The 21,914-nt window shown below is 71.6% G+C and carries 19 protein-coding genes and 1 pseudogene; 12 read left to right on the top strand and 8 right to left on the bottom strand.

Annotated elements, in window-relative coordinates:
- Positions 1-454 (bottom strand): annotated as a pseudogene (locus tag AWC19_RS29020) (MmpS family transport accessory protein); the annotation flags it as partial.
- A gap of 236 nt (positions 455-690) precedes the next feature.
- Here AWC19_RS29020 and AWC19_RS10430 point away from each other — a divergent pair.
- Positions 691-960, top strand: coding sequence for a DUF3107 domain-containing protein (locus AWC19_RS10430; RefSeq protein ID WP_085077981.1), 270 nt, complete (start codon positions 691-693; stop codon positions 958-960).
- Here the strand turns inward: AWC19_RS10430 and fasR are convergent.
- The gene (gene fasR / locus AWC19_RS10435; RefSeq protein WP_085077982.1) at positions 947-1,633 is read right to left on the bottom strand and encodes an HTH-type transcriptional activator FasR; all 687 of its coding nucleotides are present in this window, start codon (positions 1,631-1,633) and stop codon (positions 947-949) included. The two genes, AWC19_RS10430 and fasR, sit on opposite strands and share 14 nt — an antisense overlap.
- 208 nt (positions 1,634-1,841) lie before the next feature.
- Between fasR and AWC19_RS10440 the strand changes: the two genes are divergently transcribed.
- The 3 genes from AWC19_RS10440 to AWC19_RS10450 all read left to right on the top strand — a co-directional run bounded on the left by AWC19_RS10440 (position 1,842) and on the right by AWC19_RS10450 (position 5,080).
- A complete protein-coding gene (locus AWC19_RS10440; RefSeq protein WP_085077983.1) occupies positions 1,842-2,876 on the top strand; it encodes a DUF3152 domain-containing protein in 1,035 nt (344 codons plus the stop codon).
- Positions 2,877-2,950: 74 nt separating this feature from the next.
- On the top strand, positions 2,951-4,177 hold the full coding sequence (gene moeZ, locus AWC19_RS10445) for an adenylyltransferase/sulfurtransferase MoeZ (RefSeq protein ID WP_085077984.1): 1,227 nt from the start codon (positions 2,951-2,953) through the stop codon (positions 4,175-4,177).
- 48 nt (positions 4,178-4,225) lie between these two features.
- Entirely contained in the window at positions 4,226-5,080 is an 855-nt protein-coding gene (locus tag AWC19_RS10450; protein ID WP_085078062.1) for a TIGR02569 family protein, read from the top strand.
- Here the strand turns inward: AWC19_RS10450 and AWC19_RS10455 are convergent.
- The 3 genes from AWC19_RS10455 to AWC19_RS10465 are packed head-to-tail and all read right to left on the bottom strand — an operon-like array spanning position 5,077 to position 6,390.
- On the bottom strand, positions 5,077-5,385 hold the full coding sequence (locus AWC19_RS10455) for an MGMT family protein (RefSeq protein WP_085077985.1): 309 nt from the start codon (positions 5,383-5,385) through the stop codon (positions 5,077-5,079). The two genes, AWC19_RS10450 and AWC19_RS10455, sit on opposite strands and share 4 nt — an antisense overlap.
- Positions 5,386-5,387: 2 nt before the next feature.
- A complete protein-coding gene (locus AWC19_RS10460; RefSeq protein ID WP_245848895.1) occupies positions 5,388-6,188 on the bottom strand; it encodes an alpha/beta fold hydrolase in 801 nt (266 codons plus the stop codon).
- Positions 6,181-6,390 (bottom strand): hypothetical protein, encoded by a 210-nt coding sequence (locus AWC19_RS10465; protein WP_085077987.1) that lies wholly within the window; start codon positions 6,388-6,390, stop codon positions 6,181-6,183. The genes AWC19_RS10460 and AWC19_RS10465 overlap by 8 nt, the downstream gene beginning before the upstream one ends.
- A 111-nt stretch (positions 6,391-6,501) precedes the next feature.
- Here AWC19_RS10465 and AWC19_RS10470 point away from each other — a divergent pair, with 111 nt between their 5' ends.
- The 4 genes from AWC19_RS10470 to nudC all read left to right on the top strand — a co-directional run bounded on the left by AWC19_RS10470 (position 6,502) and on the right by nudC (position 15,067).
- On the top strand, positions 6,502-9,612 hold the full coding sequence (locus AWC19_RS10470; RefSeq protein WP_085077988.1) for an ATP-dependent helicase: 3,111 nt from the start codon (positions 6,502-6,504) through the stop codon (positions 9,610-9,612).
- Positions 9,609-12,881: an ATP-dependent helicase gene (locus AWC19_RS10475; protein ID WP_085078063.1), complete on the top strand. Its 3,273-nt coding sequence runs from the start codon at positions 9,609-9,611 to the stop codon at positions 12,879-12,881. The genes AWC19_RS10470 and AWC19_RS10475 overlap by 4 nt, the downstream gene beginning before the upstream one ends.
- Before the next feature lie 63 nt (positions 12,882-12,944).
- Positions 12,945-14,015, top strand: coding sequence for a potassium channel family protein (locus tag AWC19_RS10480; protein WP_085077989.1), 1,071 nt, complete (start codon positions 12,945-12,947; stop codon positions 14,013-14,015).
- 62 nt (positions 14,016-14,077) lie between these two features.
- Positions 14,078-15,067: an NAD(+) diphosphatase gene (gene nudC / locus AWC19_RS10485; RefSeq protein ID WP_085078064.1), complete on the top strand. Its 990-nt coding sequence runs from the start codon at positions 14,078-14,080 to the stop codon at positions 15,065-15,067.
- A gap of 7 nt (positions 15,068-15,074) precedes the next feature.
- On the opposite strand, the gene mrx1 is transcribed toward nudC, so the two are convergent.
- Positions 15,075-15,329 carry a mycoredoxin Mrx1 gene (mrx1, locus tag AWC19_RS10490; protein WP_085077990.1) on the bottom strand — a complete coding sequence of 85 codons (255 nt, stop codon included), beginning with the start codon at positions 15,327-15,329 and terminating at the stop codon, positions 15,075-15,077.
- A gap of 98 nt (positions 15,330-15,427) precedes the next feature.
- Here mrx1 and AWC19_RS10495 point away from each other — a divergent pair, with 98 nt between their 5' ends.
- From AWC19_RS10495 to AWC19_RS10500, 3 genes are all read left to right on the top strand, one after another.
- The gene (locus AWC19_RS10495) at positions 15,428-17,539 is read left to right on the top strand and encodes an ATP-dependent DNA helicase UvrD2 (protein WP_169718107.1); all 2,112 of its coding nucleotides are present in this window, start codon (positions 15,428-15,430) and stop codon (positions 17,537-17,539) included.
- Between the two features lie 124 nt (positions 17,540-17,663).
- The gene (locus tag AWC19_RS29870; protein ID WP_169718103.1) at positions 17,664-17,813 is read left to right on the top strand and encodes a hypothetical protein; all 150 of its coding nucleotides are present in this window, start codon (positions 17,664-17,666) and stop codon (positions 17,811-17,813) included.
- 136 nt (positions 17,814-17,949) lie between these two features.
- Entirely contained in the window at positions 17,950-18,210 is a 261-nt protein-coding gene (locus AWC19_RS10500; protein ID WP_085078065.1) for a WhiB family transcriptional regulator, read from the top strand.
- 16 nt (positions 18,211-18,226) lie between these two features.
- Here AWC19_RS10500 and AWC19_RS10505 read toward each other — a convergent pair whose 3' ends face one another.
- Both AWC19_RS10505 and AWC19_RS10510 read right to left on the bottom strand, forming a co-directional pair.
- A complete protein-coding gene (locus tag AWC19_RS10505) occupies positions 18,227-19,570 on the bottom strand; it encodes a macrolide-binding ATPase MABP-1 (protein WP_085078066.1) in 1,344 nt (447 codons plus the stop codon).
- A gap of 262 nt (positions 19,571-19,832) precedes the next feature.
- Positions 19,833-20,714 carry a TOMM precursor leader peptide-binding protein gene (locus AWC19_RS10510; protein WP_085077992.1) on the bottom strand — a complete coding sequence of 294 codons (882 nt, stop codon included), beginning with the start codon at positions 20,712-20,714 and terminating at the stop codon, positions 19,833-19,835.
- Positions 20,715-20,786: 72 nt separating this feature from the next.
- On the opposite strand from AWC19_RS10510, the gene cax reads away from it, so the two are divergent.
- The gene (gene cax, locus AWC19_RS10515; RefSeq protein WP_085077993.1) at positions 20,787-21,869 is read left to right on the top strand and encodes a calcium/proton exchanger; all 1,083 of its coding nucleotides are present in this window, start codon (positions 20,787-20,789) and stop codon (positions 21,867-21,869) included.
- The last annotated feature ends 45 nt before the right edge of the window (positions 21,870-21,914 follow it).

The raw sequence follows: 21,914 nt of genomic DNA on the forward strand, positions 1-21,914 counted from the left end.
GGTCTACACCGATGCCCGGGGCCACCGCGGGAGGCGGGGCGGCCGTCGGGGGCGGGGCCGCCGGGACCAGGCTCGGCGGCGCGCTGGGCGGTGTCACGGTGGTGAACGTCTCGGGGGGCAGCTGGGCCGCGGACGTGCGCGGCGGCGCGCTGGGCGGCGGCATGGGGGCCGAGCTCTTGGGCGTCGGCGGCGCGGTGGTCAGCGGCCGCGGCGCCGGCGCCACCGTCGCCTTGGTCGTCGCGCTGTCGCCGCTGTTGATGATCACCGCGGTCGCCACGGCGCCCACGGCGACCACGGCGCCCACGATCGCCACCAGCGGCCGCCAGCGGCTGTCGGACGGCCAGGCGAGCTCGCCGTAGCCGTCGAACCCCGGGTCGGCTCCGTCTTCGTCATAGCCCTCATCGGGGTAGTCGTGGGCGTCGCCGCGAGCTAGGCCGAGGGGCTCGGTCACCATGTTTCTGATGGTGCCGATGTTACCGATGTGACTACGCGCGGGTCGGCCGTCTCGGGCCACGTTGCCCAGCCGAAAGCCAATCGTTATGTTGCGGCCCCGGCCGCGTTTCGCTTACCGCGAAGCGCGCGACGGGCCCGGGACGCAGTGGCGACCGGAAGCGTCCACTAGCCTGCTGCTGACACGTCCGACGAAGCACTGCCTTAAAAACGAATGGAAACGAACCGGAAGGGGCGACCGTGGAGGTCAAGATCGGAATCACGGACAGTCCGCGCGAGCTGGTCTTAGCCAGCGCGCAGACGCCCGCTGAGGTGGAAGAACTCGTCACGTCGGCCCTCCGCGAAGGTAGCGACCTGCTCAGCCTGTCCGACGAACGCGGCCGCCGTTTTTTGATTCAGACGGCCAAGATCGCCTACGTGGAGATCGGCGCCGCCGACGCGCGCCGGGTCGGATTCGGGATCGGCGCGGAGGCGGCCCGGCTCGCCGGCAAGGTGGCTAAGAACGAGTGAGCGGCACGTGTGACAGGCCGCCCCAGGCGAACTGAACGGTCCCCTCGACGGCGTCGGCCTTGGATATCGGACGGTCGGAGTCCAGCCAGTATCGGGCGCAGTCGACGCTGATTCCGACCAGGCCCACCGCGATCATCCGGGCGCGGTGCGGGTCCAGCCCCGAATCGGCGCTGATCAGTGCGAACACGGCGTCGATGCACGATTCGGTGGCGACCCGGACCTGCGCGGCGACCTCGGGTTCGGTGACGTAGTCGTTCTCGAAGATCAGCCGGTAACCCTGGCTGTCGTGCTCGATGAAGTCGAAGAACGCCTGGACCGCCGCGTGCAACCGCTGCCGGTTGTCGGTGGTGGTGCGCAGCGCCTGCTGCACGCCGGACACCAGGTTCTCGACGTGGCGGGCCAGCACCGCCAGGTACAGCTCCAGCTTGCTCGAAAAATGTTGGTAGAGAACGGGTTTGCTGACGCCCGCCCGGTCGGCGATCTCGTCCATGCCGGCCGCGTGGTAGCCGTGGTCGACGAAGACATCGCTGGCGACGACCAACAATTGGCCGCGACGCTCGTCCCGGGGCAGGCGGTTGCCGCGCCGGTTGGCGGCGGCCACGCCGTCGCCCGGCCGACTGCGCTCGGCCGATCTGACGGCGCGTCGTGCGGCCGCCTTGGCGAGATCGCTCATCGAGTCCTCATCTGATCGTTGGCAAGCGGCTATCGACGCCGTCCAGGCCAGCCGCTCGCAGCCCGTCGCAAAGACCTTACTACCGGGACCGGTTCGCGATTGCCATCGCGGCCATCACCGCTGGCAGAAGCGGTGTCGCCGCCGTCGTTCGGGCGCGCCGAAGGCGGCCTTGAGGTTTCGGGGGTCCCGGCTGTGCAATCCTGGGGAAATGACGTCCCAGCGACCCGTGCGGCGCACCGGTCAAGTGCCGATGCTGCGCGACGAGTGGCGAGAACCGCTTCGCGCGCTGCGCGATCCGATCGCCCGGGACGCCGGACGGCCCCGATCCGAGCGGGACCGGTTGCGCCAGTGGCGCAAGCAGACCTGGCTGGGCCGGTTCGTGTCCACCTACGGCTGGCGTGCCTATGCGTTGCCCGCGCTGATCGTGCTCACCGGGCTGGTGATCTACCAGACCGTGACGGGCACCGGCGCGCCCAAACCCATTGTGACACAACAGATTCAGGGCCCGCCGGACATCGGCGCGGTGGGCACCGCGATCATCGACGCGCCCCCGCGCGGCCTGGCCGCGTTCGACGCCAACCTGCCGGCCGGGACCCTGCCGGAAGGCGGGCCGTTCACCGAGGCGGGCGAAAAGACTTGGCACGTCGTGCCGGGTGCGACGCCGCAGGTCGGTCAGGGCACCGCCAAGGTGTTCCACTACACGGTCGAGGTGGAGAACGGCATCGATCCCGCTATGTTCGGCGGCGACAACGCCTTCGCCGAGATGGTCGACCAGACGCTGTCCAATCCCAAGGGCTGGACGCACAACCCGCAATTCGCGTTCGTGCGGATCGATCCGGCCGATGGAGGCAAGCCGGACTTTCGGATCTCGCTGGTGTCCCCGGTCACGGTGCGCGACGGCTGCGGCTACGAGTTTCGGCTGGAAACCTCCTGCTACAACCCGGTTTACGGCGCCGACCGGCAGGCGCGGGTGTTTATCAACGAGGCGCGCTGGGTGCGTGGCGCCGTGCCGTTCGAGGGCGACGTCGGCTCGTATCGGCAGTACGTGATCAACCACGAGGTCGGCCACGCCATCGGGTACGTGCGCCACGAACCCTGCGAGCAGCAGGGCGGCCTGGCGCCGGTGATGATGCAGCAGACGTTCTCCACGTCGAACGACGACGCCGCGAAGTTCGACCCCGACTTCGTCAAGGCCGACGGCAAGGTGTGCCGGTTCAACCCCTGGCCGTACCCGATCGCCTGACGCCGTGACGCGCGGTACCGGGAAACCGGGGAAGGAACCGCGATTGTTTGCCGTTGATTTCGCCAGCTGCTGTGATGGATACAGCTGACGAAAGCCAACCGAGGAGATGTTCGGTGCCGACATCCCAGACGCCGCTGCCGCCACTTGTCGAGCCCGCCGCCGAGCTGAGCCGCGACGAGGTGGCCCGCTACAGCCGCCACCTGATCATCCCCGACCTCGGCGTCGACGGTCAGAAGCGGCTCAAGAACGCTCGGGTGCTGGTGATCGGCGCCGGGGGGCTCGGCGCGCCGGCGCTGCTGTATCTGGCCGCGGCCGGCGTCGGCACCATCGGCATCGTCGACTTCGACGTCGTCGACGAATCCAACCTGCAACGCCAGATCATCCACGGCGTAGCCGACGTGGGACGGCCCAAGGCCCGGTCCGCGCGCGACTCGATCGCCGCGATCAACCCGCTGGTCGACGTGCGGTTGCACGAGTTCCGGTTGGACCGCACCAACGCCGTGGAGCTGTTCGAGCAGTACGACCTGATCATCGACGGCACCGACAACTTCGCCACCCGGTATCTGGTCAACGACGCCGCGGTGCTGGCCGGCAGGCCCTACGTGTGGGGGTCAATCTACCGGTTCGAGGGCCAGGTCTCGGTGTTCTGGGAGGACGCCCCTGGCGGGCGCGGCCTGAACTACCGCGACCTCTACCCCGAGCCGCCCCCGCCCGGCATGGTGCCCTCGTGCGCCGAGGGCGGCGTGTTGGGCATCATCTGCGCCTCGATCGCGTCGGTGATGGGCACCGAGGCGATCAAGCTGATCACCGGGATCGGCGAACCGCTACTGGGCCGGCTGATGATCTACGACGCGCTCGAGATGAGCTACCGCACGATCAAGATCCGCAAGGACCCGGCGACGCCCACGATCACCGAGCTGATCGACTACGAGGAATTTTGCGGCGCGGTGTCCGCGGAAGGCGCGGCCGCCGCCGCCGACTCCACCATCACCCCGCAGGAGCTGCGCGAGTTGCTGGACTCCGGCGGCAAACTCGCCCTGATCGACGTCCGCGAGCCGGTCGAATGGGACATCAATCACATCGACGGCGCCCAGCTGATCCCGAAGTCGCTGATCAGCTCGGGTGAGGGCCTGGCCCAGCTGCCGCACGACCGCAAGACGGTGCTGTATTGCAAGACCGGCGTGCGCTCGGCCGAGGCGCTGGCCGCGGTCAAGAAGGCCGGGTTCTCCGATGCGGTGCATTTGCAGGGCGGCATCGTGGCCTGGGCCAAACAGATGCAGCCCGACATGGTCATGTACTGAGCTATCACCGGGGATGCGCTCCATTACGCTACCCGTGTGACAGTGGGTTTGGCCGTCGAACCACCGCCGGAGCATGTGCTGGCGGCGTTCGGTTTGACCGGTGTCAAGCCCGTGGCCCTGGGCGCCAGCTGGGAGGGCGGCTGGCGGTGCGGCGAGGTCGTCCTGTCGATCGTGGCCGACCACGCCCGCGCGGCCTGGTCGGCACGGGTGCGCGAGACGCTCTTCGTCGACGGGGTGCGGCTGGCCCGGCCCGTTCGCTCCACCGACGGCCGCTACGTGGTGTCGGGGTGGCGGGCGGACACCTTCGTCGCCGGCACGCCGGAACCCAGGCATGACGAGGTCGTCTCGGCCGCGGTGCGCCTGCACGAGGCGACCGGCAAGCTGGAACGCCCCCGATTCCTGACCCAGGGCCCCACGGCGCCGTGGAGCGACGTCGACGTCTTCATCGCCGCCGACCGCGCCGCCTGGGAGGAACGGCCGTTGGCGTCGGTGCCGCCCGGCGCGCGCACGGCGCCCCCGTCGGCCGATGCCCAGCGATCGGTCGAGTTGATCAACCAGCTCGCCACCTTGCGCCGGCCGACCAAGAGCCCCAACCAGCTGGTGCACGGGGACCTTTACGGGACAGTGCTTTTCATCGGTACCGCGGCGCCGGGCATCACCGACATCACGCCCTACTGGCGGCCCGCCTCGTGGGCCGCCGGCGTGGCCGTCGTCGATGCGCTGTCCTGGGGCGAGGCCGACGACGGGCTCATCGAGCGCTGGAACGCCCTGCCGGAGTGGCCGCAGATGTTGTTGCGGGCGTTGATGTTTCGGCTGGCGGTCCACGCCTTGCACCCGCGGTCGACGGCCGAGGCGTTCCCCGGACTGGCCCGCACCGCCGCGCTGGTCCGGCTGGTCCTCTAGCTCCCCGGCGGGAACTCGTGGCGGACCTCGCCCAGGTCGACCCGGCCGTCGACGGCGAGCACGCCCTCGGCGCGCAGCAGCTCGAGCTGCCGGGTCCTCAGGTGCCGCGCGGGGCGCCCCGACGCGGTGATCACGCGGTGCCAGGGCAGGTCCGAGGAGTCGGTCCGCATGATCCATCCGACGATGCGCGGGCTGGAAAGCCCTGCGACGGCGGCGATGTCGCCGTAGGTGGCGACCCGACCCGACGGGATGGCCGCCACCAGCGACCGCACCCGCTCGACCTGTTCGTCGGTCACCGCCGCCACGCTCAGCCGGCCTGAAGCAGCTCGCGGATCAGCGCCGCGACCTCGGCGGGCTTGGCGTTGGGCACCATGTGATTGCAGTCGAAATCCAGCAGCCGGAAATCGGTTCCGAGGCGTTGCTGCAGCCCGGAGATCAGCCGGTCGCTGACGTACGGCGGCGCGGTCTGCTTGGCCCGCACCAACGTCGTCACCGTCCCGGCCGGCGGGAACACGATGTCGCGGGCCAACTCGCTCCAGTACGACATCATCGCGGGCAGGCTGACGCGCCAGCCGTACCGACCGTTGGGCAGCTCGATCAGGTGCTCGTCGATCTCGGTGTCCAGCAGCGCGGGATCCACGTCCGCCCAGGACCCGGTCGCCTTTTCCGCCCGGGCCTCCTCGGGGTCCGGGTAGTCGGGCGAAGCGAACATCCGCTGTGCGATGTCGCGCATCCACCCGCCGTCCAAGCCCACCGCCGGATCGAGCAGCAGCAGCGCCGCCACCCGGTCCGGGCGGGCCGCGGCCAGCCGCATCGCCAGCGCGCCGCCGAACGAGTGCCCCACCACCAGCACCGGCCCGTCGGCCTCGGCGTCGAGCAGCCCGCCCAGCGCCGAGACGTTGGCGTCGATCGTCCACGGCGCCGCCCACGACGACCTGCCGTGGCCCAGAAGATCCGGTGCGGCCAGGGCGATTTCGGGCAACTGACCGGACAGGCTGCGCCACCGCCCCCCGTAGCCGGTCAGCCCGTGAATCGCCAGCAGCCGCACCGGACCGGCCGGGCCGTAGCGGTGCACGTAAAGGTGTTGCCGGGCGTCCGGCCTACTGATCTTCGGCCCAATCGTCGTCCACGGCGGGAACGATGAAAGCCTGCTCGATCACATCGGCTTCGTTGGCGTCGCGATCCGTGGCGTCGGTCAAGTACGTGGTGTCCAAGCCGGCCTCGTCCTCGTACGCGGCGGGCAGGCTCTGTTCCACCGCGTCCGCTTCCGGCACCCCGGCATCGGGACCATTGCCCTCGAGGTCGCTCACGATCTACAACCCCTCCTTACCTGGCGAAGTGCTTCGGCTTCCCCCCAGTATCCCGGTCCAGTATCCCCGCAATTCCGGCCGGATGTCAGACCCTCGTGATTGCATGCAGCCATGTCACACAGCTGGGACGCCGAGGCGCGTACCGTATTGGCGCCTGGCCTGCGCGGACGGGTGCGCGTCCTGGGCGGGCCCGGCACCGGTAAGAGCAGCCTGCTGGTGGACGCCGCAATCGCCCGGATCGCCGCCGGCCTGCATCCCGAATCGGTTCTGTTCCTTACCGGTTCGGGCCGGCTCCCGATGACGGCGCGCAGCGCGTTGACGACGGCGTTGCTGCGTTCGGGGCCGACGGGTGCCGTCCGGCAGCCGGTGGTGCGCACGGTGCACAGCTACGCGTACGCCGTGCTGCGGCGGGCCGCCGAGCGGGCCGGCGATGCGCCCCCGCGCCTGGTCACCAGCGCCGAACAAGACGCCGTCATCCGCGAATTGCTGGCCGGTGACCTCGAGGACGGGCCGCGCGCGGCCAGCGCGTGGCCGGCCCAGCTGCGGCCCGCCCTGACCACCGCCGGCTTCGCCACCGAGTTGCGAAACCTGTTGGCGCGCTGCGCCGAACGTGGCGTGGACCCGCAGGAACTGGAGCGGCTGGGCCGCCGGCACCGGCGGCCGGAATGGGTCGCCGCCGGTCAGTTCGCGCGACAGTACGAACAGGTGATGTTGCTGCGGGCGGCGGTCGGGACGGCGGCGCCGCAGGCGACCACGCCGGCGCTCGGTGCGGCCGAACTCGTCGGCGCCGCGCTGGAGGCGTTCGCCGTCGACCCGGAGTTGCTGGCGGCCGAACGCGCCCGCGTCCGCCTGCTGCTCGTCGACGACGCCCAGCAACTCGACCCGCAGGCGGCGCGCCTGGTCCGGGTGCTGGCCGCGGGCGCGGAATTGACGCTGGTCGCCGGAGATCCCAACCAGGCGGTGTTCGGCTTTCGCGGCGGCGAGGCCGCCGGCTTGTTGGGCGACGATTTGCCGGCGGTGACGCTGACGGTGTCGCATCGGTGCGCGCCGGCGGTGGCCCGCGCGGTCAGCGGCATCGCCAGCCGCCTCCCCGGCGGCAGCGCCGGCAGGCGGATCGACGGCTCGGGGCGCGAGGACGGATCCGTGGCGGTGCGGCTGGCCGCCTCGGCCCACGCCGAGGCGGCGCTGGTCGCCGACGCGCTGCGGCGCGCGCATTTGATCGATGGGGTCCCCTGGTCGCAGATGGCGGTCATCGTGCGGTCGCTGCCGCGGGCCGGCGCCCGGCTGCCGCGGGCGCTGGCCGCCGCCGGCGTCCCGGTGGCCGCGCCGCCGCTGGGCGGGGCGTTGTCCGACGAGCCGGCGGCCCAGGCGCTGCTGACCGTGTTGGCCGCCACCGCCGACGGGCTCACCGGAGAACGGGCCCTGGCGTTGCTGACCGGGCCCATCGGCCGCGTCGATCCGGTGGCGCTCCGCCAGCTGCGCCGCGCCCTGCGGCGCCCCAAGGCCGACGACGCGCCCGGCGACTTCGGTGAGCTTTTGGTCGAGGCGCTGCGCGCCGGCGCGCCGCCGCCTTCGCCCCTGCGCCGGGTGCGTGCGGTGCTGGACGCGGCCGCGCGCTGCCATGGCGACGGCCAAGACCCGCGCTACACGCTGTGGGCCGCCTGGCATCGGTCCGGCCTGCAGCGCCGCTGGCTGGCGGCCGCCGAGCGCGGCGGCCCCGCCGGCGCCCAGGCCACCCGGGACCTGGCGGCGGTGACCGCGCTGTTCGACGTCACCGATCACTACGTCTCCCGCACGCCGGGGGCGTCGCTGCGCGGGCTCGTCGAGCACGTCGCGGGCCTGCAGCTGCCCAGCGCCGACCACGGCCCGCTCGCCGACGGCGAGCAGGTCCAGGTGCTCAGCGCGCATGCCGCGCTGGGCCACGAATGGGACTTCGTGGTGATCGCCGGGCTGCAGGAGGGCTTGTGGCCCAACACCGTTCCACGCGGCGGCGTGCTGGGCACGCAACGGCTGCTCGACGTCGTGGACGGGGTCGGCGAGGACGCCTCGGTGCGGGCGCCGCTGCTCGCCGAGGAGCGCAGACTTTTGGTGTCGGCCATGGGCCGCGCCAGGCGCCGGCTGCTGGTGACCGCCGTGGACAGCGACGCCGATGGGCCGGGCCTGGAGGCCGCGCTGCCGTCGGTGTTCTTTCCCGAGATTGCGCGGTGGGCCGACGGCGGCGCCAATTCTGTTGCCGAGCAACCGGTTTCAGCGCCCCGCGTGCTGTCGTCGGCGGCGCTGGTGGGCCGGCTGCGCGGCGTCGTGTGCGCGCCGGACGGGGCCGTGGACGACGCCGTCCGCGGTTGTGCCGCAAGGCAATTGGCGCGCCTCGCCGCGGCCGGTGTGCCGGGCGCCGACCCGGCCGGCTGGCACGGTCTGACGCCGGTCAGCAGCGCCGAACCGCTGCGGCGAGCCGGTGACGTCGTGACGCTGACGCCGTCGACCCTGCAGACGCTCACCGACTGCCCGCTGCGCTGGCTGGCCGAACGGCACGGCGGGACCAACCCGCGCGACCTGCGTTCCACCATCGGCTCGGTGCTGCACGCGCTGGTCGCCCAACCGGGCAAGACGGAAACGGAATTGCTGGCCGACCTGCAGCGGGCGTGGGCGCATCTGCCCTTCGATGCCGAGTGGCATTCGGCCAACGAGCTGGCCCGCCACCGCGCGATGATCGAGGCGTTCGTCGAGTGGCGAGCGCACACCCGCGCCGAGTTGACCGAGATCGGCGTCGAGGTCGACGTCGACGGGGCGCTGGCCGCACCGCATCGGGACGGCGGGGCGATCCGGGTGCGCGGGCGGGTGGACCGGCTGGAACGCGACAGCGCCGGGCGGCTGGTGATCGTCGACATCAAGACCGGCAAGACGCCGGTGAGCAAGGACGACGCCCAACAGCACGCGCAGCTGGCGATGTATCAGCTGGCCGTCGCCGAGGGCTTGCTGCCGGCGGGCACCGAGCCCGGCGGCGCGCGGCTGGTGTACGTGGGCAAGGCGGGCGCCTCCGGAGCCACGGTGCGCGAGCAGGATCCGCTCACGCCGGCCGCCCGCGACGAATGGCGCGCCCGGCTCCGCCAGGCGGCCGACGCGACGGCCGGGCCGCGGTTCGTCGCGCGGCGCAACGACGGCTGCGCGCACTGCCCGATGCGGCCCTGCTGTCCCGCCCACGCCGACGGGTCGGCACCGTGAACCCGCGCTACAGCCCCGCCGAATTGGCCGGTGCGCTAGGGCTTTTCCCGCCCACCGACGAACAGGCCGCCGTCATCGCGGCGCCGCCGGGGCCGCTGGTGGTCATCGCGGGCGCCGGGGCGGGAAAGACCGAGACGATGGCCGCGCGGGTGGTGTGGCTGGTCGCCAACGGCTACGCCGAACCGGGTCAGGTGCTCGGCCTTACGTTCACCCGCAAGGCGGCCGGCCAGCTGCTGCGCCGGGTCCGGTCCCGGCTGGCGCGGTTGGCCGGGATCGGGTTAGGGGGGCGGCGCGACGAACCCGGCGCCCCCGACGTCAGCACCTACCACGCGTTCGCCGGCTCGCTGCTGCGCGACTACGGGTTGCTGCTGCCCGTCGAGCCCGACACCCGGCTCCTCGGTGAGACCGAGCTGTGGCAGCTGGCCTTCGACGTGGTCAACGGCTACCGCGGCGAGCTGCACACCGACAAGACCCCGGCCGCCGTCACCTCGATGGTGCTGGCGTTGTGGGGCCAGCTGGCCGAGCATTTGGTCGACACCGGCCAGCTCCGCGACACCCACCTCGAGCTGGAGCGGCTGATCCACAGCCTGCCCGCCGGGCCCTACCAGCGCGAGCGCGGACCCAACCAGTGGCTGCTGCGGCTGCTGGCCACCCAGACCGAGCGCGCCGAACTGGTGCCGCTGCTCGACGCCCTGAGCGAGCGCATGCGCGCCGCGAAGGTGATGGACTTCGGCGCCCAGATGGCGTCGGCCGCCCGGCTGGCGGCGTCCTTCCCCCAGGTCGGAGACGACCTGCGGAGCCGCTACCGGGTGGTGCTGCTCGACGAGTACCAGGACACCGGCCACGCCCAGCGCATCGCGTTGTCCGCGCTGTTCGGCGGCGGCGCCGACGACGGGCTGGCGCTGACCGCCGTCGGCGACCCGATCCAGTCGATCTACGGCTGGCGCGGCGCGTCGGCCACCAACCTGCCGCGCTTTACCACCGACTTTCCGCGCGCCGACGGCACCCCGGCACCCGTCCTCGAGCTGCGCACCAGCTGGCGGAATCCGCCGCGCACCCTGCAGGTGGCCAACGCCATCTCGGCGGAGGCGCGGCGCCGGTCCGTCGCGGTGCACGCGTTGCGCCCGCGCCCGGACGCCGAGCCCGGCACCGTCCGGTGCGCGTTGCTGGCCGACGTGCGGGCCGAACGGGAGTGGATCGCCGACCAGCTCCTGCAGCACTACCGCCGAGCCCACGCCGACGGGGCCGCCCCGCCCACCGCGGCGGTGTTGGTGCGCCGCAACGCCGACGCCGCCCCGATCGCCGACGCGCTTCGCGCGCGCGGCATCCCGGTCGAGGTGGTGGGTCTGGCGGGGCTGCTGTCGGTGCCCGAGGTGGCCGACGTCGTAGCCATGCTGCGGCTGGTCGCCGAACCCACGGCCGGCGCCGCCGCGCTGCGCGTGCTCACTGGTCCGCGATGGCGCCTCGGCGGTCGCGACGTCGCCGCGCTGTGGCGGCGGGCGGTCGCGCTCGGCGGCGGCGGACGCGGCGGCGAGGCGCCCTCGGCGGAGTCCATCGCGAGGGCCGCCGCCTTTGACGTCGACGCTGACACCGCGTGCCTGGCCGACGCGATCAGCGATCCGGGGCCGCCCGGTTCCTACTCGCCCGCCGGGTATCGGCGGATCAGCGCGCTGGCCGCCGAGCTGCGCACGCTGCGCGGCCACCTGGGGCATTCGCTGCCCGATTTGGTCGCCGAGGTGCGCCGGGCGCTGGGCGTCGACTGCGAGGCCCGCGCCGCGGCGGGGGTGTCGGCCGGCTGGACCGGCGCCGAGCACCTCGACACCTTCGCCGACGTGGTCGCCGGCTACGCCGAGCGAACGACCACCTCGGCGGGCGCGCCGGCCGCCGCCACGGTGGCCGGGCTGCTGGCCTACCTGGACGCCGCCGAGGCCGTCGAAAACGGTCTGCCGCCCGCCGCGACGGCGGTCGCGCGGGACCGGGTGCAGGTGCTCACCGTGCACTCGGCGAAGGGCCTCGAGTGGCAAGTGGTGGCGGTGGCGCACCTGTCGGGCGGAATCTTCCCGTCGACCGCGTCGCGCAGCACCTGGCTCACCGACCCCGCCGAGCTGCCGCCGCTGCTGCGCGGCGACCGCGCCCCGGCGGGGGCGCTGGGCATCCCGGTGCTGGACACCTCGGACGTCACCAACCGAAAGCAGCTGTCGGACAAGATCTTCGAGCATCGACGCCAGCTGGAGCAGCGGCGCGTCGACGAGGAACGCCGATTGCTGTACGTGGCCATCACCCGCGCCGAGGACACCCTGCTGGTGTCGGGCCACCAGTGGGGTGCCACCGGAATCAAGCCGCGCGGACCGTCGGATTTCCTGTGCGAACTCAAGGACATCATCGACCGCTCCGCCGCCGCGGGCGAGCCCTGCGGCGTGGTGGATCAGTGGGCCCCCGCGCCCGCCGACGGCGAGCGAAACCCACTGCGCGACACCGTAATTGAAGCGATATGGCCCGCCGACCCGCTGGGGGCGCGCCGTGGGGACGTGGAACGGGGTGCGGTGCTGGTGGCCGAAGCCATGGCGGCCGGCACCGCCGAGCCCGGCGCCGACCTCGAGGGCTGGGCCGCCGACGTCGATGCGTTGCTGGCCGAGCGGGCCCGAGCGGAGCGCCCCGCCGCCCCAGGGTTGCCCAGCCAGGTGTCGGTCAGCGGCCTGGTCGACCTGGCGCGCGACCCCGCGGGCGCGGCGCAGCGGTTGAGGCATCGATTGCCGACGCGCCCGGACCCGCATGCCATGCTCGGCAACGCTTTTCACGCCTGGGTGCAGCGGTTCTACGGCGCCGACTCGTTGTTCGATCTCGGCGACCTGCCGGGCGCCGCGGACTCCGACGTGGGCGACACCCGAGACCTGGCGGCGTTGCAGGCGGCCTTTGCCGAATCGCCGTGGGCGGCCCGCACGCCCGTCGCGGTCGAAGTTCCCTTCGAGATGCCCATCGGTGACACCGTGGTGCGCGGCCGCATCGACGCGGTGTTCGCCGACCCCGACGGCGGCGCCACCGTGGTGGACTGGAAGACCGGCGAGCCGCCGCGCGGGCCGGACGCCATGCGCCACGCCGCGGTTCAGCTGGCCGTCTATCGCTCCGCGTGGGCCGCCCTGTCCGGGCTCCCGGAGTCGTCGGTGCGCACCGCCTTCTATTACGTGCGCACCGGCGCCACGGTCGCACCCGACGAGCTGCCCGATCCGGCCACGCTCGCGGGGCTGTCCCCCGCGGGCGCCGGCCCATGATCGTGGTTACATTGAGTATCGTGCGTGTCTCGTGCGCGGGGATCGAGGCGGTGACGGAGCCTGGTGGGCAACGGTAAATCGCGCAAGCTGAGCAATCTGGACGAACGGCTCACCGCCCAGCCGGGACACCAGTTGGTCGGCGTGCTGCGCATCCCCGAAGACCACCCCGGTCCCATCCGGGTTATTGCCCGCCGGGTGGCGATCGCCCTGGTGGTCCTGTTCGGCGCCGCCCTCATCGTCTATCTCGACCCCAACGGCTACCGCGACGTGCGGGGCGAGCCGCTGACGTTTTTGGACTGCGTGTACTTCGCGGCGGTGTCGCTGTCGACCACGGGGTACGGCGACATCACCCCGTACACCGAAACCGCGCGCCTGGTCCACACCGTGGTGTTCACGCCGCTGCGGATCGCGTTTTTGGTCGTGCTGGTCGGCACCACGCTCGAGGTGCTCTCGGAGCGGTCCCGGCAGGCGTGGAAGATCCAGCGTTGGAGGAGCAAAGTGCGCAACCACACCGTCGTGATCGGCTACGGCACCAAGGGCAAGACCGCCGTCGCCGCGATCCTCGGTGACGAGGCCGCCCAGGGCGAGGTGGTCGTCGTCGACACCGACCGGTCCGCCCTCGAACACGCGGCCAGCGCCGGGCTGGTCACTGTTCAGGGCGACGCCACGCGGTCCGACGTGCTGCGGCTGGCCGGGGCCCAGCATGCCGCGTCGATCGTCGTCGCCACCAACCGCGACGACACCGCCGTGCTGGTCACGCTGACCGCGCGTGAGATCGCGCCCAAGGCCAAGATCGTGGCGTCGATCCGCGAGGCCGAGAACCAGCACCTGCTGCAGCAATCGGGGGCGGACTCGGTGGTGGTTTCCTCCGAAACCGCCGGCCGGCTGCTCGGACTGGCAACCACCACGCCCAGCGTGGTGGAGATGATCGAGGACCTGCTCACCCCCGACGCGGGGCTGGCCATCGCCGAACGCCCGGTAGAGCAGACCGAGGTCGGCGGGTCTCCGCGGCACCTGCGCGACATCGTGCTCGGCGTGGTCCGCGACGGCCACCTGCTGCGCATCGGCGCCCCCGAGGTCGATGCCATCGAAGCCAGCGACCGGCTGCTGTACATCAGAAACGCCGGGCACTAGTGGCGATCGCGAGCGCGGCGGAGCCGGGTGAAGCGGGTCGCCACGAAGACGAGCCCGTGGCGATCGCGAGCGCGGCGGAGCCGGGTGAAGCGGGTCGCCACGAAAACCGCGGTCCGCGAACGGATTTCCAGCTGCGGGAGGTTCCGTTGCTGTCGCGCATCGGGGCCGACCGGGCCGATCAGCTGCGCACGGACGTCGATGCGGCCACCGCGGGGTGGGCGGAAGCGGCGCTGCTGCGGGTGGATTCACGCAACCAGGTCCTGGTGGCCGACGGCAGGGTGGTGCTGGGCGCCGCGGCGGCGCTGGCCGACAAGCCGCCACCGGACGCCGTGTTCCTGGGCCGCATCGAGGGCGGCCGCCACGTCTGGGCCATCCGCGGCCCGCTGCAGGCCCCCGAGGACCCGGAAGTGCAAACCGAGGTCCTCAACCTGCGGGACCTCGGCCCGATCTTCGACGACACCAGCAGCCAGCTGGTGTCCTCGGCCGTCGCCCTGCTGAATTGGCATGACAGGTCGCGGTTTAGCGCCGTCGACGGCTCGCCGACGAGGCCGGCCCGAGCCGGGTGGTCACGGATCAACCCGGTCACCGGCCACGAGGAGTTCCCGCGCATCGACCCGGCGGTGATCTGCCTGGTGCACGACGGCGCCGACCGCGCCGTGCTGGCCCGACAGGCGGTGTGGCCGGAGCGGATGTTTTCCCTGCTGGCCGGATTCGTCGAGGCGGGCGAGTCCTTCGAAGTGTGCGTCGCGCGGGAGATCCGCGAGGAAATCGGCCTGACCGTGCGCGACGTGCGCTACCTGGGCAGCCAGCCGTGGCCGTTCCCGCGATCGCTGATGGTCGGCTTCCACGCGCTGGCCGACCCCACCGAGGAGTTCTCGTTCAACGACGGCGAGATCGCCGAGGCGAAGTGGTTCACCCGCGACGAGGTGCGCGCCGCACTGGACGCCGGTGACTGGAGCAGCGCGTCAACCTCGACGGACTCGAAACTGCTTCTGCCCGGCTCGATTTCGATCGCGCGCGTCATCATCGAATCCTGGGCCGCGCTCGAGTGACGCTACGTTAACCGCCGACTTCGGCCAGCTTCGCCTTGACCTGCGCCGCGCTCGGGTTGGTCAGCGTCGAACCGTCGGCGAACTTGACCGTCGGGACCGTCCTGTTGCCGCCGTTGACCGAGCCGACGAATTCCGCCGCCGCGGGGTCGTGTTCGATGTCGACCTCGTCGTAGGAGACGCCGGCGGACTTCAGCACCGTCTTGAGCCGGTGGCAGTAACCACACCACGACGTCGTGTAAACGGTGAGCGAAGGATTGGCCATAGCCAAGACAACGTACCTTGGGCGGTGACGCATTCCGCGCCCGGGCAAGGTGTGGCGCTGCGCCCGGTTTGTCGGGCACCGCTGACAAGATGGACGCCATGCCGATGGTCGCCGACGCACTGACCGCCGAGCTCGACGACGAGCAGCGCGAAGCGGTGCTGGCCCCGCGCGGACCGGTGTGCGTGCTCGCCGGAGCGGGCACGGGCAAGACCCGCACCATCACGCACCGCATCGCCCAGCTCGTCGCCGGTGGCCACGTCGCGCCGGGGCAGGTCCTGGCGGTCACCTTCACCCAGCGCGCGGCGGGCGAGATGCGGTCGCGGCTGCGGGCGCTGGCGGCGGCCGCGCGCACCGGCGCCGGGGTCGGCGCGGTGCAGGCGCTGACGTTCCACGCCGCCGCGCACCGCCAACTGCGCTACTTCTGGCCGCGCGTGGTCGGCGGCACCGGCTGGCAGCTGCTGGACACCAAGTTCGCCGTGGTGGCCAGGGCCGCCAACCGCTGCCGGCTCAACGTCAGCACCGATGACGTGCGCGACCTGGCCGGCGAGATCGAGTGGGCCAAGGCGTCGCTGATCGGCCCCGAGCAGTACCCGTCCGCAGTGGCCGCCGCCGGCCGAGACCTCCCGATGGACGCCGCGAAGATCGCGGCCGTCTACGACGCCTACGAGGCCCTCAAAGTCCGCGACGAATCGGTCACGCTGCTCGACTTCGACGACCTGCTGCTGCACACCGCCGCCGCGATCGAGAACGACGCGGCCGTGGCCGAGGAGTTCCGCGACCGCTACCGCTGCTTCGTCGTCGACGAATACCAGGACGTCACCCCGCTGCAGCAGCGCGTGCTGGCGGCCTGGCTGGGCGACCGCGACGACCTGACCGTCGTCGGCGACGCCAACCAGACCATCTACTCGTTCACCGGCGCCACGCCCCGCTTCCTGCTGGACTTCTCGCGTCGGTTCCCCGACGCGACGGTGGTGCGCCTGGAACGCGACTACCGGTCCACGCCGCAGGTGGTGTCGCTGGCCAACCAGGTGATCGCCGCCGCCCGCGGCCGGGTCGCCGGCAGCAAGCTGCAGCTGGTCGGCCAGCGCGCGCCCGGACCGGCGCCGAGCTTTCACGAGCATCCCGACGAGACGGCCGAGGCCGCCGCCGTCGCGGCGTCGATCGCCCGGCTGATCGAGGGCGGCACCCCGCCGTCGGAGATCGCGGTGCTCTACCGGGTCAACGCGCAATCCGAGGTGTACGAGGAGGCGCTGACCGAGGCTGGCATCACCTACCAGATCCGCGGCGGCGAGGGGTTTTTCAACCGCCAGGAAATCAAGCAGGCGCTGCTGGCCCTGCAGCGCGCGGCCGAGCGCGGTCCGGAAAACACCGGCGGGCCACTGCCGGACGTGGTGCGCGCGGCGCTCGAGCCGCTGGGCCTCACCGCCGAGGAGCCCACCGGCGCCCGGGCCCGCGACCGCTGGGAGGCGCTGACGGCGCTCGCCCAGCTGGTCGACGACGAGGTCGCGCAGCGCCCGCAGCTCGACCTGCCGGGGCTGGTGGCCGAGCTGCGGATGCGCGCCGACTCGCGCCACCCCCCGGTGGTGCAGGGCGTCACGCTGGCGTCCCTGCACGCCGCCAAGGGGCTCGAGTGGGACGCGGTGTTTTTGGTCGGACTGGCCGACGGCACCCTCCCCATCTCGCACGCCCTGGCGCACGGCGCCGAAAGCGAGGCCGTCGAGGAGGAGCGCCGCCTGCTCTACGTCGGAATCACCAGGGCGCGAATCCATTTGGCGCTCAGCTGGGCGTTGGCACGCAGCCCGGGGGGTCGGCAGAGCCGCAAGCCGTCCCGGTTCCTCAACGGCATCGCCCCGCAGACCCGCGCCGACACCGCGCCCGCCAGGGCCCGGCGCAACCGCGGCACGGCGACCCGCTGCCGGATCTGCAACAAGAGCCTGACCACGCCGGCGGCCATCATGCTGCGCCGCTGCGAGACCTGCGCGGCCGACATCGACGAGGACCTGCTGCTGCGGCTCAAGGAGTGGCGGCTCGACGTCGCCAAGGAACAGAAGGTGCCCGCCTACGTCGTGTTCACCGACAACACGCTGATCGCCATCGCCGAGCTGCTGCCCGACGACGAGGCGGCCCTCATCGCGATCCCCGGCATCGGCGCACGCAAGCTCGAACAGTACGGGCCGGACGTGCTGGAGCTGGTGCGGCAATCCCGCTGAATCGCAAAAAAGCCGCAGGTCAGAAAATCGGTTGTGGGTATCTGCCGGTAGCGTTTACCCTCGAAACCGCGTTTTGCTGCCGGCTGACGGCGCGCACGGGCGTATCGAGAGGAGGGTCGCCACCATGATCACCAACGCGTTCGGTGTAGGCGTGGCTGCCGCGGCGAAGGCCGCGGCGACCCTGCATGCCGCCCACGCCGCCGCGCCGGCGGCTGCGGTCAAGCACCGTTTCGCCGCCGCGACCGACGCGTCCGTGGATTGGGGCCATACCTAACTAGCCCGAATCTCCCGAAATGGCCACGGACCCGAAGTCAGAAGGATCCGTGGCCATAGTTGTCAGGCCGACAGCCCGCCTGGTCCGGATCACCGCACAGGACAGCTACCCCGACCAGGAAGCAGGTGAGCAGGACATGACGGCACTGCCAGTCCCCAGACCGACGCTGCCGTGTCATGCCGACGACCCCGACCTGTGGTTCGTCGAGACCCCCGCCGACTTGGAGCGCGCCAAGACGCTCTGCGCGGACTGCCCCGTCCGGCGCCAGTGCCTGACGGCGGCGCTCGAGCGCGCCGAACCGTGGGGCGTGTGGGGCGGCGAGATCTTCGAGCGGGGCTCGATCGTCAGCGCCAAGCGCCCGCGCGGCCGTCCCCGCAAGGACGTCGTCGCGGCGTAGCGCACCGACGAGGCGCTTAGACGACGACGCTGTCGGGCTCGGCGAAACCGGGAATCAGTTCTTCCGACAGCGCCTTGATCGGCACGTGCGCGTCCAGCTGGCACAGGATGGCGGCCACCGACGAGATCACCCGCATCGGGATGGCCAGCTTGACCGGCAGGTCCATCTGCCGGGCGGTCTTGATCTGCGAGACGGACCGGTCGATCTGCACGGCGGTCATCTTCTGCAGCCACTTGCGGGTGTAGTGGAAGACGTCGACCTGGATGGGTTCGACGTACTGGCGCAGCATCTCGTCGATGTCGCGCACCGACACCTGCTGGCCCTTCTGGATGAAACCCGCCTTCTCCATGGTCGGCAGCAGCAGGTCGTAGTTCTTCTCGCGGGCCAGCCGCATGATCATGCCCAGCTCGATGGGGAAGCCGCCGGGCAGCGGCGCGACGGCGCCGAAGTCGATGACGGCCATCCGGTCGTCGGGCAGCAGCATGAAGTTCCCCGGGTGGGCGTCGCCGTGCATCATGCCCAGCCGGCGCGGCGCGTCGAAGGTGAGCTCGAGGAGCCGCGTGCCGATCAGGTCGCGCTGCGCGGGGGTTCCATCGCGGATGATCTCGGCCATCGGCACCCCGTCGATCCACTCCTGGATCACCACCTTGGGGGCGCTGGCCACGACGCGCGGCACCGCGAAGTGCGGGTGGTCGTGATAGGCCTTGGCGAAGGCGCGCTGGTTGTCGGCCTCGAGCCGATAGTCGAGTTCCATCTCGGTGCGCTGGATCAGCTCATCCACCACGCCCTGGACGTCGGCGCCCGGCGACAGCTGTTTGAGCACGCCGACCATCCGCTGCATCGTCTTGAGGTCGGCGCGCAGCGCCTCGTCGGCGCCCGGGTACTGGATCTTGACGGCCACCTCGCGGCCGTCGGACCACACCGCCTTGTGCACCTGGCCGATGCTGGCCGACGCGACCGGCGTGTCGTCGAACGAGCTGAACCGCTCGCGCCACTTGGTGCCCAGCTGGGCGTCGAGCACCCGGTGCACCTTGGCGGCGGGCAGCGGCGGGGCGTCCTTCTGCAGCTTTGTCAGCGCTTCGCGGTACGGCTCGCCGTATTCCTCGGGGATGGCGGCTTCCATGACCGACAGGGCCTGGCCGACCTTCATCGCCCCGCCCTTGAGCTCGCCCAGCACGGTGAACAACTGGTTGGCGGCCTTCTCCAACATCTCGGCCTGGACTTCGTCCTTCGACTTCCCGGTCAATCGCTTGCCGAAGCCGAGCGCCGCCCGGCCGGCGAAGCCGACCGGAATGCTGGCCAGCTTCGCGTTGCGCGCAGCCCGGCCGCGTTTGATGTCTGCCACGCATCCATCATCCATGACGGCCACGCAGCGGTGCTGTAGATCCGGCCTTCGGTTGTGCCTTGCACGTCACACCGCCGCGACTTAGCCGAAGGTTGGTACCGACACAGCCATGTCAGCCAAGCAGACGCAGCACGGCGCCGCCGACGCCTTGTACCGGGCGATCATCGAAACACTGGCAAGAACCGAAACGACGGCACCGTGACCGCCGACATTCTGGAACGCTGGCCAGGGCGCACGCGGCGGCGTCGACGAACGGCCCCGACCGGGGGCGCCTGGGCTAACCGCACGTACACAGCGGGCACAGCGGGTGCTTGGTCCACTCCCGCGCGACGATCGAGCCGGCGTTGACGTCGAATTCCAGCGTGGCGTTCAGCGCCGCGGGCGGCGCCGGATCGGGAACCGACTCCTGTCCGCGCACCGCCGCGATCACCCGGTTCACCTGGCTGAGCGCCAGCGCCGCGGTCGCCAGCAGGGTGGCCCGGTCGGCGACCCCGACGGTGTCGCGCAGCTGGGCGGCGATGGCCGGCCACGCGGCGTCGCGGTCGCTGCGGTGCAGGTCGGCGCAGCCCAGGCAGCTGGTCGCGCGGGGGATCACCAGCGGCCCCACCAGGCCGGTGCCGTCGCGCACCCGGACCGGAAGGTGCGGCACGCCCTGGCGGTGCAGGTCGCGCACCATGCGCGGGTCGGCGACCAGGTAGTCGGTCAGCACGACCAGATCGACCGAGTCCGGTGACACCGCGGCGTGCGGCTGGCTGCTGTGCGCGACGCGGGCCCCCGAGCAGCGCAGCGCGTCGGCGAGCAGCTCTGACAGCGGGCCGCGGCCGTGGATGCGGATCGACGCGGCCCGGCCCCGTGGCCGCCGGTATTCGGTCGCCACGCCCGCGTCGACGAGCTGCCTGACGAGGTTCGCCAGGCCGTCGAGGTCGGTCAGCCCGCCCTCGGCGGCCTGCCGCTGCAGGTCGGCTATCGGCGTCGGCGAGCGCGTGTTCCGCAGCAGCCGGGCCAGCTCGGCGGCGCCCAGGCCGCCGGGCGGGCGGACCAGCACGGCGCGGCGCGGATCCCAGCCGACCTGGACGGCGCCGTCGGGTCGCAGCAGCACGGGCAGCGCCGGGTCCAGCGCGTATCGCGACACCGCGGGCCCGGCCGTGGCCTGAGTCATGGGTTGACACTGTGCCAGCCCGATCGGAACCGCCGCGCTCAGCTATCCACAGGTTCGCATTACGGTGGGCCCATGTCGGTCGCCGCCGCGTCGCCCGTATTGGTCCGCTCCGATCGGGTCCTGCTGATCTTGTCCGGGATGTTCGCGCTGTGCGCCGGCCTTGCCCATTTCGGCGGCTGGAACTCGGTGCTCGCGTTCGTTGTCGCGGCTGCGGCCGTCGCCGTTCTCGCGGCGCTGGTCGGCCGCAGCGTGGACCAGCTCGGCGACCGCTTCGGAGCCGGAGCCACCGGCGTGATCCAGTCGGCACTCGGTAACCTTCCCGAGCTGTTCATCTGCCTGTTCAGCCTCCGGGCGGGCTTGATCGACGTGGTCCGCGCCGCGTTGGTCGGCTCCATCCTGGCCAATCTCCTGCTAGTGCTGGGGCTCGCGTTCATGGTTGGCGGGCTGCGCCATGGCACCCAACAGCTCGGCTCGAACCGGGCGCGCACTATCACGGTGCTGATGCTGCTTTCTGTGACGGCGATGTCGATCCCGTCGGTGGCCTACTGGATCCACACTCCGGCCGCAAAGCACGAGGACGCTCTGTCGATCGTCGTTTCGGTGCTCTTGTTGGGACTGTTCGCGCTGTTCTTGCCGGTCTCACTGCGCCGGGAGCCTAACGAGCTCCAGGTTGCCGGGTCCCACGAACAGCCGCGCTGGCCGGTCTGGCTCGCGCTTGGCATGCTTGCCGCGGCCGGTGTTCTGGCCGCGTTCGTGTCGGAGTGGTTCGTTGCTGCGCTCAAACCGGCTATGGACGCGCTGAAGGTTTCCGAGGCATTCGCGGGCTTGGTGGTAGTCGCGATCGCGGGCAATGCCGTGGAGAACTTCGTCGGCATCCAGCTTGCCGCCCGTGGGCAGTCGCGGTACGCGTTTTCTGTGGTGCTCAACTCCCCGCTGCAGATCTCGCTGGTGCTGGCACCGCTCCTGGTGCTCATCGCGCAGGCCACCGGTCTGGCCGCGCTGACGCTTGTGTTCAGCCCGATGCTGGTGGTGGCACTGTTGCTGGCGGTCGTGCTTGCCGCCTTTATCTCCTTCGACGGCGAGTCGACGTGGCTCGAAGGCGCCACCCTGGTCGTCCTCTACGGGATCATCGCAGCGTCGTTTTGGTGGGGCTGACCGGCGTCGGGGATGCACTTTACGCAGGTGGGTACTGATCGGCGC

It is taken from the genome of Mycobacterium palustre, from assembly GCF_002101785.1.
GTDB lineage: Bacteria > Actinomycetota > Actinomycetes > Mycobacteriales > Mycobacteriaceae > Mycobacterium > Mycobacterium palustre.